This is a genomic window from Gluconobacter sp. P1C6_b (genome assembly GCF_018811945.1).
In the GTDB taxonomy this organism is placed as follows: Bacteria; Pseudomonadota; Alphaproteobacteria; order Acetobacterales; family Acetobacteraceae; genus Gluconobacter.
Genome location: NZ_JACRVU010000016.1, coordinates 45,531 through 62,492, shown reverse-complemented (window position 1 = coordinate 62,492; position 16,962 = coordinate 45,531). Strand labels below are relative to the sequence as shown.

At 62.0% G+C, this 16,962-nt stretch carries 14 protein-coding genes; 7 read left to right on the top strand and 7 right to left on the bottom strand.

The window, feature by feature from the left end; translation table 11 throughout:
* Window positions 1-245: 245 nt before the first annotated feature.
* Both clpB and KP701_RS11520 read right to left on the bottom strand, forming a co-directional pair.
* Window positions 246-2,846 (bottom strand): ATP-dependent chaperone ClpB, encoded by a 2,601-nt coding sequence (gene clpB, locus KP701_RS11525; RefSeq protein WP_215747287.1) that lies wholly within the window; start codon window positions 2,844-2,846, stop codon window positions 246-248.
* 90 nt (window positions 2,847-2,936) lie between these two features.
* The gene (locus KP701_RS11520) at window positions 2,937-4,016 is read right to left on the bottom strand and encodes an aldo/keto reductase (RefSeq protein ID WP_215747291.1); all 1,080 of its coding nucleotides are present in this window, start codon (window positions 4,014-4,016) and stop codon (window positions 2,937-2,939) included.
* 198 nt (window positions 4,017-4,214) lie between these two features.
* On the opposite strand from KP701_RS11520, the gene KP701_RS11515 reads away from it, so the two are divergent.
* The gene (locus KP701_RS11515; protein ID WP_215747286.1) at window positions 4,215-6,434 is read left to right on the top strand and encodes a S9 family peptidase; all 2,220 of its coding nucleotides are present in this window, start codon (window positions 4,215-4,217) and stop codon (window positions 6,432-6,434) included.
* Between the two features lie 78 nt (window positions 6,435-6,512).
* On the opposite strand, the gene grxB is transcribed toward KP701_RS11515, so the two are convergent.
* Together grxB and KP701_RS11505 are read right to left on the bottom strand one after the other, a co-directional pair.
* The gene (gene grxB / locus KP701_RS11510) at window positions 6,513-7,166 is read right to left on the bottom strand and encodes a glutaredoxin 2 (RefSeq protein ID WP_215747285.1); all 654 of its coding nucleotides are present in this window, start codon (window positions 7,164-7,166) and stop codon (window positions 6,513-6,515) included.
* A gap of 49 nt (window positions 7,167-7,215) precedes the next feature.
* The gene (locus KP701_RS11505; RefSeq protein WP_215747284.1) at window positions 7,216-7,830 is read right to left on the bottom strand and encodes a YqgE/AlgH family protein; all 615 of its coding nucleotides are present in this window, start codon (window positions 7,828-7,830) and stop codon (window positions 7,216-7,218) included.
* Between the two features lie 134 nt (window positions 7,831-7,964).
* Between KP701_RS11505 and KP701_RS11500 the strand changes: the two genes are divergently transcribed.
* From KP701_RS11500 to KP701_RS11490, 3 genes are read left to right on the top strand one after another with little or no spacing between them, the layout of a single operon-like run.
* On the top strand, window positions 7,965-8,720 hold the full coding sequence (locus tag KP701_RS11500) for an SDR family NAD(P)-dependent oxidoreductase (RefSeq protein ID WP_215747290.1): 756 nt from the start codon (window positions 7,965-7,967) through the stop codon (window positions 8,718-8,720).
* Window positions 8,710-9,588, top strand: coding sequence for a polyphosphate kinase 2 family protein (locus tag KP701_RS11495; protein ID WP_215747283.1), 879 nt, complete (start codon window positions 8,710-8,712; stop codon window positions 9,586-9,588). Before KP701_RS11500 ends, KP701_RS11495 begins: the two co-directional genes overlap by 11 nt.
* Before the next feature lie 8 nt (window positions 9,589-9,596).
* A complete protein-coding gene (locus tag KP701_RS11490; protein WP_215747282.1) occupies window positions 9,597-10,700 on the top strand; it encodes a DUF563 domain-containing protein in 1,104 nt (367 codons plus the stop codon).
* A gap of 64 nt (window positions 10,701-10,764) precedes the next feature.
* Here KP701_RS11490 and KP701_RS11485 read toward each other — a convergent pair whose 3' ends face one another.
* A complete protein-coding gene (locus KP701_RS11485) occupies window positions 10,765-12,576 on the bottom strand; it encodes a DEAD/DEAH box helicase (protein WP_215747281.1) in 1,812 nt (603 codons plus the stop codon).
* Window positions 12,577-12,738: 162 nt separating this feature from the next.
* A complete protein-coding gene (locus KP701_RS11480) occupies window positions 12,739-13,389 on the bottom strand; it encodes a class I SAM-dependent methyltransferase (protein WP_215747280.1) in 651 nt (216 codons plus the stop codon).
* A gap of 84 nt (window positions 13,390-13,473) precedes the next feature.
* On the opposite strand from KP701_RS11480, the gene dapF reads away from it, so the two are divergent.
* The 3 genes from dapF to ftsY are packed head-to-tail and all read left to right on the top strand — an operon-like array spanning window position 13,474 to window position 16,466.
* Window positions 13,474-14,247 (top strand): diaminopimelate epimerase, encoded by a 774-nt coding sequence (dapF, locus tag KP701_RS11475; RefSeq protein ID WP_215747279.1) that lies wholly within the window; start codon window positions 13,474-13,476, stop codon window positions 14,245-14,247.
* Window positions 14,244-15,446 (top strand): MiaB/RimO family radical SAM methylthiotransferase, encoded by a 1,203-nt coding sequence (locus KP701_RS11470; RefSeq protein ID WP_215747278.1) that lies wholly within the window; start codon window positions 14,244-14,246, stop codon window positions 15,444-15,446. The genes dapF and KP701_RS11470 overlap by 4 nt, the downstream gene beginning before the upstream one ends.
* A gap of 60 nt (window positions 15,447-15,506) precedes the next feature.
* Window positions 15,507-16,466: a signal recognition particle-docking protein FtsY gene (ftsY, locus tag KP701_RS11465; RefSeq protein ID WP_215747277.1), complete on the top strand. Its 960-nt coding sequence runs from the start codon at window positions 15,507-15,509 to the stop codon at window positions 16,464-16,466.
* Between the two features lie 25 nt (window positions 16,467-16,491).
* Here ftsY and KP701_RS11460 read toward each other — a convergent pair whose 3' ends face one another.
* Window positions 16,492-16,962: a hypothetical protein gene (locus KP701_RS11460; RefSeq protein WP_215747276.1), complete on the bottom strand. Its 471-nt coding sequence runs from the start codon at window positions 16,960-16,962 to the stop codon at window positions 16,492-16,494.

Below are 16,962 nucleotides of genomic sequence, written 5' to 3'. Positions count from 1 at the left end.
CATCATCCCCGCCGCCCCAGAGCCCCTCAGAAGTGAGCCCCGCCGCGTCGGTGAACGGGCTTATACGGGGAGCTCACCAGAGTGTCAAACAGAATCAGACTCACACTTGTCCACATTCCTAACCCCCTGCAATCCCTCACAAATCACACTTATCCCCATTACCCATTCCAAATACGAAATAATAAAAACCAGAAAAAAGCACCAAAAAGGCGCTTTTCCCTGACTGAAACCGGTTCTGACGGAAGTCAGTCTGCCGAGACAGCTTTCCCGTCGATCGTGAGATCCTTGTCATTGGCCGAAACCTTGACCGTTTCCCCATCATGGATGCTGCCTTCCAACAGCAGACTGGCAAGCGGGTTCTGCAGGCTACGCTGGATGACCCTCTTAAGCGGACGGGCACCATAGACAGGATCGTATCCTGCCGCAGCCAGCCACTCCGTTCCCTTCTCGTCCAATTCCAGATTGATCTTGCGATCTTCCAGCAGCTTCTGCAGACGGCTGATCTGGATCTTGACGATCCGGTCCATATCCTTGCGCTGCAGACGGGAGAACAGGATGATCTCGTCCAGACGGTTGAGGAACTCCGGCCGGAAGTGGTTGCGGACCACCTGCATGACCTGCGGACGGACTTCATCCACGGATTCACCGTCCGGCAGATTGGCCAGCACTTCCGAGCCGAGGTTGCTGGTCAGGACGATGATCGTGTTGCGGAAGTCCACCACACGTCCCTGCCCGTCCGTCAGACGTCCGTCATCGAGAACCTGAAGCAGGATGTTGAAGATGTCCTCATGGGCCTTCTCCACTTCGTCGAACAGGATCACCTGATAGGGACGACGGCGGACAGCCTCGGTCAGCACACCACCTTCATCGTAACCGACATAGCCCGGCGGGGCGCCGATCAGACGGGAGACCGCGTGCTTTTCCATGAATTCACTCATGTCGATCCGCAGCAGGGCTTTCTCGTCATCGAACAGGAACTGCGCCAGGGCCTTGGTTAGCTCGGTCTTGCCAACACCCGTCGGGCCAAGGAACAGGAACGAGCCGATTGGGCGGTTCGGGTCCTGAAGACCAGCGCGTGCCCGGCGGACAGCATTCGACACGGCAACCAGTGCCTGTTCCTGCCCGACCACACGCTCACGCAGCGTGTCTTCCATCCGGATCAGCTTGGCGCGCTCGCCTTCAAGCATCCGGTCCACCGGAACACCGGTCCAGCGGGAGACGACCGAAGCCACGCCCTGATCCGTCACGGTGTCTGCGAACAGGCCGCTCTTTGACGAAGCATCTTCCTCTTCCTGCGCCTTGGCGATCTGAGCTTCAAGGTTCGGGATCAGGCCGTACATCAGCTCAGACGCCTTGCCGAGATTACCCTGACGCTGTGCCACTTCGACATCGGAACGTGCCGTATCGAGCTGTTCCTTCAGCTTCTGGATCGCATTCACCCGATCCTTCTCGGCATGCCATTCGGCACCCATCGCGTCAGACTGTTCTTCAAGGTCCGCCAGTTCCGCTTCAAGCGCCACCAGACGGTCCTTCGAGGCTGTGTCGTCTTCCTTGCGGATGGCTTCACGCTCGATCTTGAGCTGGATGATGCGGCGGTCGAGTTCGTCCAGCGCCTCGGGCTTGCTGTCGATCTGCATGCGCAGGCGGCTGGCAGCCTCGTCGATCAGATCGATTGCCTTGTCCGGCAGAAAGCGGTCCGTGATGTAGCGGTTAGACAGGGTTGCGGCCGCAACGATGGCGTTGTCCGTGATGCGGACACCATGATGAAGCTCGTACTTCTCCTTGATGCCACGCAGGATCGAGATCGTATCGGCAACGGACGGCTCACCCACAAAAACCGGCTGGAAACGACGGGCCAAAGCCGCGTCCTTCTCAATATACTTGCGGTATTCATCAAGCGTGGTCGCACCCACGCAGTGCAGCGTGCCACGAGCCAGTTCCGGCTTGATGAGGTTGGACGCATCCATCGCGCCATCGGACCGACCGGCACCGACCAGCGTGTGCATTTCGTCGATGAAAAGGATGATCTCGCCTTCAGCCGTCTCGATTTCCTTGAGAACGGCCTTCAGGCGCTCCTCGAACTCACCGCGGTATTTTGCACCAGCGATCAGCGCGCCCATGTCGAGCGAAAGGAGCTTCTTGTTGCGCAGAGCCTCAGGCACGTCTCCATTAACGATCCGCTGTGCGAGACCTTCGACGATGGCCGTTTTACCCACACCCGGCTCACCGATCAGAACCGGATTGTTCTTGCTACGGCGGGCCAGGACCTGAATGGTCCGGCGGATTTCCTCATCGCGGCCGATGACCGGATCGAGCTTGCCAGCCTGCGCGACAGCGGTCACGTCACGGGCATATTTCTTCAGGGCGTCAAAGGTGTTTTCTGCCGAAGCACTCGTAACGGTGCGCCCCTTGCGGATTTCCGCAACAGCCCGTTCCAGAGCCCCGGCACTGGCCTTGCCGTCCACAAGCGCCTTGCCAGCGGCCGTGTTGCTGGCCGCAATCGCCACAAGCAGACGGTCCTGTGCGACATGGCTGTCACCAGCGACCTTTGCAGCGGATTCGGCCGCATCGAGCAGACGCGCCAGATCCGGTGTCATCTGCGGCTGACCGGCGCCAGCACCCTGAACTTTTGGCAGTTTTGCAAGGGCGGCGTCATTGGCGGTCTGAACAACCTTCGGATCACCACCTGCGGCACGGATCAGGCCGGAGGCAGCCCCCTGTTCATCATCCAGCAGGGCCTTGAGCAGGTGCTCCGGCGTCAACTGCTGGTTGTAGTCCCGAAGCGCAATGGTCTGTGCGGCCTGAAGGAAGCCCTGACTGCGTTCGGTGAAATTCTGAATGTCCATTCTCTCAAATTCCTCTCATGCCCCGTTATGGCGGCATTGATGTGTTTGGCCGCCCCCGAAGGCAGCGGCCTGTGATTAATATTTAGGCAGTCATTTTTTCGTTTCAAGGGCCTCCCGATGACGTTTTGCCGGTCCCTGCAAGACAAGATCCGCCTTGGAGAGACGGTCAAACGCATTCCGGTTCTGATGCCAGTAGGGATAGATCAGGTCAGGCGCGCTGACATCGTCAAGCCGACGAACCTGTTCCTGCGTCAGACGGAGCGACGCGGCTGCGAGGTTGTCCAGAAGCTGGCTCTCCTTCCGCGCGCCCAGAACCAGCGATGTGATCCCCGGCTTGTGCAGCGTCCAGGCCAGCGCCACGCGGGCAGCGGAAACGCTGTGCTCTTCCGCGATCTGCACCAGAACCTCGACCGTATCGTAGAGCTTTTTCAGGTCCCGGACTTCCGGCTCCGGCCAGCCGGAAATCCGGCGGGAATCTTCCGGAGCCGTCTTGCCGCGGCGATATTTCCCCGTCAGCAGACCACAGGCGAGCGGACTCCAGACCTGTACACCCAGCCCCTGATCCACGGCGAGCGGCAGAAGCTCGTATTCGGCATCCCGGGCTTCCAGCGAATAGTAAAGCTGCTGGCTGACCGGCGCGACCAGACGGTCCCGTTCGGCGGCTCCCAGCAGCTTCATGGCCTGCCAGCCTGCAAAATTGGAAATCCCGGCATATCGGATCTTGCCCTGATCGCGCAGCGTCTGGAGCGCTTCAAGCGTTTCCTCGACCGGCGTCAGACCGTCCCATTCATGCAGGTAATAGAGGTCGATATGATCACGCCCCAGCCGACGCAGACTGTCGTCGCAGGCATTGAGGATGTGATGGCGCGACAGACCCTGCTCGTTTGGCCCCTTTCCGGTTGGAAAACGCACCTTGGTAGTGACGAGCAGTTCGCGGCTGCGCCCCTGAAGGACGCGGCCGAGAATTTCCTCGGCTTCACCGCCGGAATAGGCATCGGCCGTATCGAACATGTTCACGCCATGCTCGACGCAGATATCCACCATCCGGGTCGCTTCAGCGACATCCACCTTGCCGGTGGCGGCAAAATTGCCCTGTCCGCCGAACGTAACCGATCCGAAATTGAGTGCTGAAATCTTGAGGCCCGAGCGACCAAGCTGACGATACTGCATATCCATCAGGCTCCTTCTTGCTGAGACATACCACGATACACAACACACGAACCCGGGATCGGTCCCGGTAAAATCGCCCCTGCTCCCATAAACGTGAGAAGGTCGCGCGCATCTCTTCTGGAAACCCTGTTCACAAACAACGGCCCGGTCCATGATCGACGTCAAAATCCTGTCCGTCGTCATGCTTACGGAGATGCAATGCTGTCACTTCCCCTGCGCCTTCCCTTGCGCCGAACCCTTCTGGCCTGTGCCGTCCTGTCGCCGCTGCTGTCAGTCGGCGCCCTTCAGGCCGCAGATCCCGCCGCCTGCATGGTCGATCTCGCAAAAACCCGAAATGGCGCGCTTGGCCTGCCCAATCACGCCGAAGTCACGCCGGATGGGCATTCCGTTCTGTTCCTGCGCTCGGGGCCGTTCGACACGCATCTGCATCTTTACCGCTACGACCTGCCCGACCATTCGCTGCATGAACTGGCTGCCCCCACTTCGGGCCCGGAGCATCTGTCGGTCGAGGAAAAGGCCCGGCGCGAACGGGCGCGCCAGATCATGTCGGGCATCACCGACTATCAGATGAGCGAGGACGGCGGCACGGTTCTGGCGTCTCAGGGCGGCCAGCTTGAACGTATCGCCACCGATGACGGCCGGGTCACGCCGATTGAAGGTCAGTGGATCGCCCCGCGCCTTTCCCCGGACGGGATGACCCTTGCCGCGGTGCGGGACAATGACCTGTACAGCGTCGATCTCGTCAGCGGGCGCGAAACACGTCTGACAACCGGCGGCAGCGACACCCTGACGCATGGTCTGGCCGAATTTGCCGCAGCCGAGGAGCTGGAACGCGCAGACGGCGCCTGGTGGTCTCCTGACAGCAAAACCATCCTGTTCGAGGAAGCCGATAACAGCGACGTCGAAAAGCATTACATCACCAATCCCGAAACCCCGCAGGCCGAACCTGTCGCCTTCCGCTATCCCCGCGCCGGGACGAACAACGCGAAAACGCGCTTTGGTCTCGTGGACGCAAAAGGCGGCCCGGTCCGCTGGATTTCCTGGGATCACGAAGCATGGCCCTATCTTGGCCGGGTTGTCTGGCGAAAGAACGGTCCGCTCGCCGTCGTGCTGCTCAACCGCGCCCAGACGCAGGAACAGCTTCTCACGATCGATCCCGCAACCGGCGCCACCCATCTTCTGCTCGCCCAGTCCGACCCGGCCTGGATCGAACTGGACCCGCGCGCCGCTTCCGGTGGCCACAACCTGCCCGTCTTTCTTGCCAATAATGCCGGTTTCCTCTGGGCCGCTGACCGGGGCAAGAACTGGCAGCTTGAACTGCATGCCCCCGATGGAAAACTCCAGCGCGTCCTGACACCGCCCGGTCTGTCCTATGTCGCCTTCGACGATTACGACGCCGAACACAACACGATCACCGTGACGGTGCGGGCGAACCGGCTGGACAACGAGGTTGTCCATATTGACCTCGCAACCGGTGCCGTGACGCCGTTCGTGACGGAACGGGGCATTCATAATGTGCATGTCACGAATGGCACGCATACAGCCATGGTGGACACATTCGCCAGCGCGACTGGCACGCGCCAGACGCTGGTCCGGAATGAGAACGGCCATGTCATCGCGACCCTCCCCAGCGTGGCGCAGCCGCCGAAACTGCCGGTTCATGTCGAGTTCACGACGGCGGGTCCGCGTGAATTCGATGCAGCCATCATCCGCCCCGAAAACTTCAGCGCCTCAAAGCGCTATCCGGTCGTGCTGTCGGTCTATGCCGGCCCGGGCTCCAAGATGGTCCATGACACGCCGACCTCCTATCTCGATGACCAGTGCCTGGCCAATCAGGGCTATATCGTCGTCACACTCGACGGCCGCGGAACGCCGGGACGCGATCATGATTTTGAACGCGCCATCAAGGGCAACCTGATCGACCTGCCGCTTCAGGACCAGATCGACGGCCTTCAGGCCCTCGGCAAACGCCATCATGAAATGGATCTCACCCGCGTTGGCGTGCATGGCTGGTCTTTCGGAGGCTATTTCACCGCCATGGCGACCATCCGCCGCCCGGACGTGTTCAAGGTTGGCGTCGCAGGGGCGCCTCCCGTCGATTTCGCGGATTACGACACGGCCTATACCGAGCGTTATCTCGGCACGCCGCAGGAAGACCCTGAAGGTTATCGCAGGAGCAATGTCCTGACCTATGCCGACACGCTGAAACAGCCTCTGCTGCTCATGCACGGCATTACGGATGACAATGTCTATTTCGAGAACACCATGAAGCTGACGCAGGCGCTTCTGCACGCCGGAAAGCCCTATGACCTGCTGCTCCTTCCAGGCACTCACATGCTGCCTGATCCGGTTATCCGCGCCCGGGTGGCCGAACGACGCGCGCAGTTCCTGAGCACGGTTCTCCAGCCCGGAAAATAACGTTCCATCATGCAGACATGAAAGGGGGGCCGGATCACACGATCCGGCCCCCCTTGTTTTTGTAAGGCTTGCCTGAAATCAGACGGCGATATCGTCGAACAGGCCTACGCCGCATCGTACGGCCATGGCCTGCCGGTAGGCTTCAACCTCCGGCGGATACACGACACCACGGATCAGCGACATGCTGTGCAGATGCGCATAAAGATGAATGTCATCCGTGGAGAGTTCACCATTCACGGCCTCGGGCGAACGGATGAACGGCGCCAGTTCCTTCAGCATCGCATTCAGCTGCGTGAGTTCATCGGTCCTGTCCTCCAGCAGGGCGCTGAACGAACCCACGGACGGCTCCTTGCGCCGGATGAAGCCAGCACGCGCGGATGTCGTCGCGAATTCCGGCAGAGGAGCCGCCGCAGCGCGGGGCAGGAACAGGCGATAGAGCGGCGTTCCCGCCTTCTTCAGCCAGGCCGCGATCTCGGGGCGGGTCTCCCCCGTCAGGACAGGAGTTCCGATCGCATCGATATGGGCGACGATATCCATGCTCTCGGGCATGAAGGTCCCGTTTTCCTCAAGGATGGGCACAACCTTGCGGCCGACCATGCGAACCGGGCCATCAACATCGTCATTGAGCAGGATGCGCTGCTCATACGGGATGTTCTTGAGCCCGAAGATCATCCGCGCCTTGGTGCAGAACGGGCAGTGTTCATAGATGTAAAGGATATGGGGTGCGCTCATGCTGCCCTCCTGTGTCTGGTGGATCATTTCTGCGGAACAGGACGCCTTTTCAGGCTTCCCCGACCGAGGAAGAAAGAAGAAGCGGGTCAAAATCTATGGCGGCGAGCGCCTGACGCCATTTTTTCGCGTGGTCGGTCCCGAACACGATCTCGTCAGTCGCAGGAGCCACGAACCAGGAACTGTCACGCAGAATTTCCTGTTCAAGCTGCCCGGGCGCCCAGGCCGCATGTCCAAGCGCCATCATCGCCTGTTTCGGCCCCTGTCCGGACGCGATCTCGCGCAGAATGTCCAGACTGGCGGTCAGGGTGGTGTGACCATCAACGTCCAGACTGCCCTCCCCGGCCCAGTCCGCCGAGTGCAGGACAAATCCCCGCGCATGTTCGACCGGCCCACCCATGCAGACACCAATCCGGCGTTCGGGAGGGCTCGGTTCGATTCCCAGCTGGGCAAACAGATCATCCAGCCCCGGCTGGGACAGGCGCTTATTAACGATCAGCCCCATCGCGCCATCCTGCTCCGAATGGGCGCAGAGATAGATCACCGTCCGCTCAAAGAACGTCTCCGCCAGTGCAGGCGCGGCCACGAGCAGTTTTCCCGTAAGACCGAGTTCCATGAGACCGGCGTCTGTCAGGTTGTCATTCCGTCCGTCGAGTGTTTTCTTCATGCCTGCCAACATGGGTGCATCCCTTCCTGTATTGCAAGCGTTTGCCTTCAGGAGTGTTAATGACATCCAATGTCACTGACCTGGGTATCCCGTGCCGCCCCTGCCGGGTGCGGACTGTCCGTCTGGAGATTGCCATGCCTCTCACCGTCCTCGTCACCGGCGCCACCGCAGGCTTCGGTCACGCCATCGCAACGCGCCTTGTGCGCGAAGGTCACCGTGTCATCGCGACCGGCCGCCGCAAGGAACGTCTGGAAGCTCTCAAGGATGAACTGGGCGAGAGCGTCCTCCCCTTCACGCTCGACATGACCGACCGTGAGGCCCTGCGCGCCCTGCCCGCCGCCCTGCCCGAGGAGTGGCAGGACATCGACGTGCTGGTGAACAATGCCGGTCTGGCACTCGGCATGGAGCCGGCGCAGGACGCCGAGCCCGATAACTGGGAATCGATGATCGCAACCAACGTCTCGGGCGTCGTGGAACTGACGCGCGCCCTTCTGCCGGGCATGGTTCAGCGTAATACGGGCTACATTATCGCACTGGGCAGCACGGCCGGGACCTATCCCTACACCGGCGGGAACGTCTATGGCGCGACCAAGGCCTTCGTACACCAGTTCACCCAGAACCTGCGCACGGATCTGCTTGGTACCCGCATCCGCGTGACGAATATCGAGCCCGGCCTGTGTGGCGGCAGCGAGTTCAGCAATGTGCGTCTGGGCGACGATGCCAAAGCGGCCGCCGTTTACAAGGACACGACGCCCCTGACGCCCGAGGATATCGCCGGGACTGTCTCGTGGCTCATCGGCCTGCCCTGGCACGTGAACGTCAATTATCTGGAAATGATGCCGGTCTGTCAGGCATCGGGGGGACTTGCGGTGAACCGTCATGTCGGCTGAAACCGGGCTTCCTTCCCAACTTCGCATCACGGACGGAAAGAAGTTCCGTCTGTCCTCCATCTCTACGAACGACAAGCTCGGCCGCCAGAAGAACTCATCCCGCACCCGCATCCGTGACTGCGTGGACAGGATGTCCGTCCTGCAGCAGCGGCTGGCGGCCTATGCCACCCACGGCATTCTGGTTGTGCTTCAGGGCATGGACACCGCCGGAAAGGATGGCGCGATCCGTCATGCCTTCTCCGGCCTGAATCCGCAGGGTGTGCATGTCACGTCTTTCAAGGCGCCTGTCGGGATCTCAACGCGTCATGATGATCTGTGGCGCATCCATCTTGCCGTGCCGTCGCGCGGTGAGATCGGCATTTTCAACCGCAGTCATTACGAAGATGTCCTCGTGGAACGCGTGCATCCGGAGATGGTGCGTGCCCGCGGTCTCAATCCCGATCTGCCGGGATTCTGGGATCACCGTCTGGGCGATCTGCGCAATTTCGAGAGCTATCTGCGGCGACAGAACATCCTCGTCCTCAAGCTGTTCCTGCATATTTCGCCAGAAGAGCAGCGACAGCGCCTGCTCAAGCGGCTGGACCATCCGGAGAAACGCTGGAAGTTCAGCCCGTCGGATCTGAAGGAGCGCGAGTTCTGGCCGCATTATACCGCAGCCTATGAAGAAGCCATCCGCGCGACCGCAACGCCGGACGCCCCCTGGATCGTCATTCCGGCGGACCATAAATGGCTCGCCCGCGTACTCGTGGCCGAAGCCCTGCTGGATACGCTGGAAAGCCTTCACCTCAAGGAGCCGGAACAGAAAATGTCCGATGCGCTCAAGGACGCCCAGCAGGCCCTGCTCAAAGGCGCGGCCAAGACCGTCTGATCCTGATCATGTCGCTTCTCTCCCGTCTCAGGCGCCTGTTCTCTCCACCGGCCGGGTCCTCCGGTCTGGCGGAGATCGCACGCAGCACGACTGTTCTCGAAACCTGTCCCATCCGACCGGTTTCCGCGCCCTGCGCCTCTGCCCTGAGCCATCCGGAACGCAACCCGTTCCGGGACTGGGAGAGCATGCCGGTTACGATCCGTCAGTTCACCCTGCGCGACATCGTGCTGGACCAGCCGCTGATGACGCTGCTGCATGCAGGCCATCCGGTCGCTGACACCGCCTATGTTCAGGATCCGGAGGCCGTGCGGAACCTGCGGCTGCGTCCTGCGGACGTCATCCGCTGCGCGCCTTTCAAGGGCATGACCGCAAGCTGTGTCGATCACTGGGCCTCGAACTTCTATCACTGGGTCGCTCATACGATCCCGACCCTGCATGTCCTGTCCCGGGCAGGCAGGCCCATCCGCCTCGTCCTGCCCGAACATATGCATCCGTGGCAGTTCGAGACGCTTGAGCTTTTTGGCCTGACCGGGGACGCCCATATCCGTCTGCAGCAAGGGCGGCAGTACGCCTTCAGTGCCCTCGACTACATCACCTTCGTCAATGGCAGCGCCGATTTCGCCGTCTCGGACCTGTCCCGCGATGCATATTCGCGGCTGCGTCAGGCCGCAGGTGCCACAACGCCATCTGCCGGACGACGGCTCTATATCGAGCGTGGCAGTTCGGCCAACCGGCACGTTCCCAACGAAGCCGAACTGGCGGGAGCGCTCGAAAAAATCGGCTTTGAACGCGTGCATCCCGAAACGCTGTCGCTATCCGAACAGATCCGCCTGTTCAGCGACGCCGGGATGGTTATGGGGATGCTGGGGGCCGGCATGGCCAATATCGCCTGGTGCCAGCCGGGAACGCTCGTTTACGAACTCGTCCCGTCCCATCACATCAACCCCTGCTTTGCCGCCATGGCGACACAGGGGGGGCTGAAATACTGGGCGGATGTGTTCGAGACAGGGGCGGCGCGGGAAAACCACACGGACGAGGCCGCCATCCCGCTTCCGGTCGCAGACATCCTCGACCGGGTCCGGGAGCTGGTGGCCCTCCTGCCCGACGCCTGAAACAACAAACCCCGCCGGAGACCTGCTCCGACGGGGTTCTGCGTTTCAGATCCTGAAAGACGGATCAGGAACGGCGCTTGCGGCTCGAACCGTCACCGCGCGGGCCATCACCGGCTGCGGGCTTCGGACGACCATAGCCCGAACCACCGCGGCCCTTGTAGCCGCCGCCGGCACCACCGCGCGGACCGCCCTTGAAACCACCGCCCGAACGGCCACCGCCGCCAAAGCGCTTGCCTTCACCGGGGTTACGACCACGGGGACCCATGCCACCGGCAGGAGCTTCGGACGGCTCGATCGTCACTTCGTCGGCTTCCGCACCGGCGAGGCAGGACTTGAAGCGGGCTACGCTTTCATCGGCGATCTGGAAGTAGGTCTGTTCCTGATCGATGCGGATGCTACCGATCTCGCGCTTCTGCACACCACCCAGACGGCAGATCAGCGGGATCAGCCACTTCGGATCAGCGCGTTCAGTGCGACCAACGCCCATCTTGAACCACTCGCCGGACATGGTGTGTTCTTCGCGCGGTGCACGCTCGCCACGCTCCGTACGGCGCGGAGCCTCGACGGACATCGGGCGGATCTGCTCAACCTTCGGCAGACGCGCCCGATACAGACCGACCAGTGCCGCTGCGAGCTTGGTGGCGTCGTACGTCTCGACCAACTGGTTGACCAGCTCGTCGGACATGTCGTCCACGGCGTTCGTCAGGATCGGATCGTGCATCAGCCGAGTCTTGTCCTGCTCGGCAATGGCATCAGCCGTGGGAACGGCTTCCCACTCGGCCTGGATCTTCGCCATCTGAAGCAGACGCTCGGCCCGGCGACGCTGGTTCAGCGGAACCATCAGCACGCTGGTGCCCTTGCGCCCCGCACGGCCCGTACGGCCCGAACGGTGCAGCAGGGTTTCGGCAGCCGTCGGGATGCTGGCATGAATCACGAGATTCAGGGCCGGAACGTCAATACCGCGGGCCGCAACGTCCGTCGCAACACAGACGCGGGCCTGACCGGAGCGCAGGCTCTCGATCGCACGGCTACGCTCGTTCTGGCCCATCTCGCCGGAAATGGCGACGGACGCAAAACCACGCTCAAGCAGCGTCGCCTGAACCTGATTGACCATCATGCGGGTGTTGCAGAACACCATGGCCGTCGGGCTTTCGTAGAAACGAAGCACGTTGACGAGCGAGCGCTCGATTTCCTGCGGCTGCGTGATGACGCAGCGATAGGTGATGTCGGAATGCTGCTTTGCACCCGACACCGTGTCGATGCGCTCGGCATTCTTCTGATAGCGGCGCGCCAGAGAGGCAATCTCGCGAGCGATCGTCGCGGAGAACAGCAGCGTGCGACGCTCGGTCGGAGCGGCATCGAGCAGCTTCTCGAGCTCGTCACGGAAGCCCATGTCCAGCATTTCGTCGGCTTCATCAAGGATGACACAACGAAGGGCGGACAGGTCGAGGGAGCCACGCGACAGATGGTCGCACAGACGGCCCGGCGTGCCGACAACGATATGGACGCCGCGATTCAGTTCGCGGGCTTCACTGCGGGCATCGGTGCCGCCAATGCAGCTCGCGATGCGGGCGCCGGTTTCGGCATAGAGCCATTTGAGTTCGGACTGGACCTGAAGCGCCAGCTCACGCGTCGGCGCGATCACAAGCGCCATGGGCTGAGGGGACGGCGGAAGGCGATCGGCATCTCCGAGCAGGGTCGGAGCGATGGCCAGGCCGAAGGCGACGGTCTTGCCCGACCCCGTCTGCGCGGAAACCAGCAGGTCGCGCTCGTCCAGCCCCGGCTGCAGAACTGCTTCCTGAACAGGAGTCAGCTGTTCGTAGCCACGTGCCTCAAGGGCGCGCTTAAGGGCAGGATGGGTATCGGGAAAAGGCATATTTTATGAACACTCGGCAAACGTCACGCCGACGACAGGATGCGGCGGCTGGAATGCCGCTGCATAAAGACTTCCAGCCGAAAATGCCAGAAAGAACGTATGGAAGGCTTTTTCTTGTTCTTCCCGTTCCATCCGGCACGCGGAATACAGTCCGTGCCCTGTTCAGTTCCTCGGCCTGCGCCCGATCACCGCATGCACCGTATCGCGCCATGCCGTGAGATCCTCGGGGGGGACAACCTCCCCCGTATCCAGCTCGGCCAGCCCGGCGCGGGACATCAGCACACTGGCCAGGCGGACCCGATCGGCCGGCTCAAGCGCCTGCCAGATCGCGACAGCCTTCACCGCATGGAACTGGTCGGAAAACGTCAGGATCAGCGGTGCACCGGGCTTGAGGACACGCACGACTTCCGTCAGCACGGCCAGCGGCTGCGTCAGATAGGCCAGCCCGTCGCACAGCGTCACGGCATCGAAGCTGTCATCCTCGAAAGGCAGCGTCGTGACCTCGTTGAGATCCTGCACGATCCGCTCGCCCAGAACGGAATTGGAATCCAGAGCACCCTTGGAGATTCCGAGCCCGACTACCCGCTGGAACGTCGCTTCCTCGGGATAATGGCTGAGCGCGCCTGCCATCAGATCCAGCACCGCACCGCCAACCGGCAGGGCCGTCTGATACAGGGCCGTCACGGCCGTTCGCGCGCCCATATCCATCAGCGAATCCGGCACGCGCTGGGCGTAGAAAATCGTGTCGGGCTCGCTGTTGGCGCGCGTGAACGCCGCTGCGTGCATTCCTTCAAGCTGTTCCGGGCCGCTCATGTCCACTCCTTCTGATCCAGCAGCCGAAATGAGGGCATGTTCTCCGTGCGTCAACCCGCAGGATGCTTTATGAGAAGCGCCATCATGACCCTCTCCTTCACGAAAATGCACGGTCTGGGCAACGATTTCGTCGTGATCGACGGCCGCCAGAACGATCCCGCCCTCGACACCGCGACGATCCGCCATCTGTGCGACCGGCGCTTCGGAATCGGCTGCGATCAGCTTGTCCTGCTGACAATGCCGACGCTGTCAGGGGCCGACGTGCATGTCCGTTTCTTCAATCCGGACGGTTCGGAAGCCGGAGCCTGCGGCAATGCGTCGCGTTGCGTGGCGAAGTTCGTCGGCGGCGCTCCGACGCTCCAGACGGCGGCCGGCCTTCTCCCCACGGCACAGGATGGCGATCTCTTCACGGTCAATATGGGCACTCCCCGGCTGGACTGGCAGGACGTGCCGCTATCCCGCGCCTGTGACACGCTGCATCTGCCGCTGCATGATGCGGCAGCCTGCTCGATGGGAAATCCACACGCCACGCTGTTCGGTGACGCCTCCCGCGCGGAGGCGCTGGGTCCGGACCTCGAACGGGATCCCCTCTTCCCGGAACGCGCCAATATCGGTTTCGCGCAGATCCTCTCCGCGACACGTATGCGTTTGCGCGTCTGGGAACGCGGCGCAGGACTGACGCTCGCCTGTGGGTCTGGAGCCTGTGCCGCCGTCGTAAATGCCGTCCGCCGCGGCCTGACGGAACGGACCTGCATGGTCACGATGGATGGCGGAGACCTGCGCATCACATGGCGTGAAGACGGCCATGTCCTCATGACAGGCCCCGCCGTCACGGTCTTTCACGGGACGACCGCGTGACTGCTTCTGTCCTGACATTCGGCTGCCGCCTCAATGCTCATGAGAGCGACGGCATGGCCCATCACGCGCGCGGCCAGGACGACACGATCATCGTTAACACCTGTGCCGTGACGACTACGGCCGAGCGACAGGCCCGGCAGGCCATCCGCCGCGCGCATCGCGAAAATCCGGACGCAAAAATCGTTGTGACAGGCTGCGCTTCCGATATCGCCCCTGACCGCTGGGCCGCGCTGCCGGGCGTTGTTCGTGTGGTGCCCAACGAAGACAAACTCAAACCCGCCATCTGGGGTGACACCAGTGTCGGTCTCCCGCCGTCCCGCCACGCGCGCGCCCTCCTGCAGGTCCAGCAGGGCTGCGACCACCGCTGCACCTTTTGCATCATCCCTTATGGCCGCGGAGACTCCCGCTCCACCCCCGTTGAGGACGCCATCGCGCGCGCCGAAGCGCTTGTCGAAGCCGGGCATCAGGAAATCGTCCTGACCGGCGTGGATATCGCCTCATGGCAGGGGTCAGAGGGCAAGGGGCTGGGCGCGTTGTGTCGCGAACTGCTGCACCGCGTGGACGGCGTGCGGCGACTGCGCCTGTCTTCCATCGACCCTGTCCTTCTTGATGCGCAAACCGGCGATGCGGATTTATGGTGGCTTCTGGAAAACGAGCCCCGCCTGATGCCGCATCTGCACCTGTCCCTGCAGGCAGGATCGGATCTTATTCTCAAGCGCATGAAGCGCCGCCATGATACGGCCGGGGTCGCCGCAACGCTGCGCCGCGTCCGCTCCATACGCCCGGAGACAGGCGTTGGTGCCGATCTGATCGCGGGCTTTCCCACGGAAACGGATGCCCTCTTTGAGGAAACCCGCGCCTTTATCGAAGAACAGCAGATTCCTTTTCTGCACGTTTTTCCTTACAGCGAACGCCCCGGAACACCCGCTGCCCGAATGCCGGCCGTCCCCAATGCCGAGCGCCAGAAACGCGCGGCCTGTCTGCGCGACATTGGCGAGGCAAACCGTGATCGTTTCCTGCAGCGCCTCATCGGCACCGAGTTCGATATTCTGGCCGAGACGCCGGATCGCGGCCATTCGCCGGAATTTGCCGCCGTACGCCTGACCGGAACCGCCCCTGCGCCCATCCGGGGCAGTTTTGTACCCGTTCGCGCCACGGGGCTGGAAAACGGGACACTTCTGGCTGAAATCCGCAGCTGAAACGCGCTCAGATCTCCCTATGCCCTTGACGTTCGGCCCGACCTGTCCGAACTCCCATGCATGGCTGGATTTTTCTCACGACTCAAACAGGGTCTTTCGCGGTCGAGTTCGCGTCTCGGCGCCGTTTTCACGCATCGCAAGCTGGATGAAACAGCTCTTGAAGAGCTCGAGGACGAGCTGATCGCCGCCGATCTCGGACCGGCCGTGGCCGAGCGTGTCATCGAGAACTTCCGCAGTACGCGCTTTGGCAAGGATGTCACCAGCGACGAAATCCGCGAGACCCTCGCGACCGAGATCGCCCGCGTCCTTGAGCCCGTTGCCATTCCCTTCGAGCCCGACCCGAAGAAGAAACCCCATGTTGTGCTCGTCGTGGGCGTCAACGGTGTCGGCAAAACCACGACCATCGGCAAGATGGCCCGTCATTACACGGAAGAAGGCGAATCCGTGATGCTGGTGGCTGGCGATACGTTCCGTGCCGCTGCCGTCGAACAGCTTGAAGTCTGGGGCAAGCGCGCCAACGTGCCCGTCATCGCTGGCAAGCATGGCGCCGATGCTGCGGGTCTGGCCTATGACGGCCTCAAGCGCGCAACCGAAGCCGGAACCGACCTGCTCCTGATCGACACTGCCGGGCGCCTGCACAACAAGGGCGCACTAATGGAGGAGCTGGCCAAGATCATCCGTGTCATGCGGAAATTCGATGAAACAGCGCCTCATTCCGTCCTGCTGGTTCTGGATGCAACGACCGGACAGAACGCAATAGAACAGGTGCGGGTCTTCCGTGAACTGGTGAATGTAACCGGACTGATCGTGACCAAACTGGATGGTTCCGCCCGCGGTGGAATTGTGGTGGCCCTCGCGGAGCAGTTCAAACTGCCGGTTCACATGGTCGGTGTCGGGGAACAGGCCGAGGATCTGCGTCCTTTCTCGGCTCAGGAATACGCAAAGGGTCTGGTGGGAGGCTCCAACGATCTGGCAGCCAGACTAATGGAAACCTCAACCGACGAAGCGCCTTCCACGTAAGGCTCCAAATCCTGCGGCCTGCAGATCAGGTCGCAGGCGCATCCTCATCCGAGGACATCCATTCCTCCTGAAGATACGCGATACGTTTTTCAATGGATTTACGCTCGCGTCGCGCGATTTCCGCGTTCCAAAGCCGGCCGCTAATGGCCGATGCTTCCGCCACGAGCCAGGCTGCCCCAGCCGCAAGCCAGTCCAGCGCCAGAGTCACGGGCTGCGTGATCTGCGCGATACACGTCTCCCAGTCCCCGTTTGCGGCCCAGGCCTCGTGCAAAGGATGCACCATGGCAGCGCCGACATAGAACAGCACAATCATGATCCGCTGACCATCAGCATTGGGATCAACAAGCTTCAGGGCGACCAGAGGAAGCAGCAGAACACCTGCAACCAGCAAACTCCCGGGAACATACGAGAGCAAAAGCCCGATGATGATCCCGTGCCACCAGCGGAACCCGGGGGCCCGGAGCGATCCCGGGTCTGCCTGTCTAACGGACGTCAT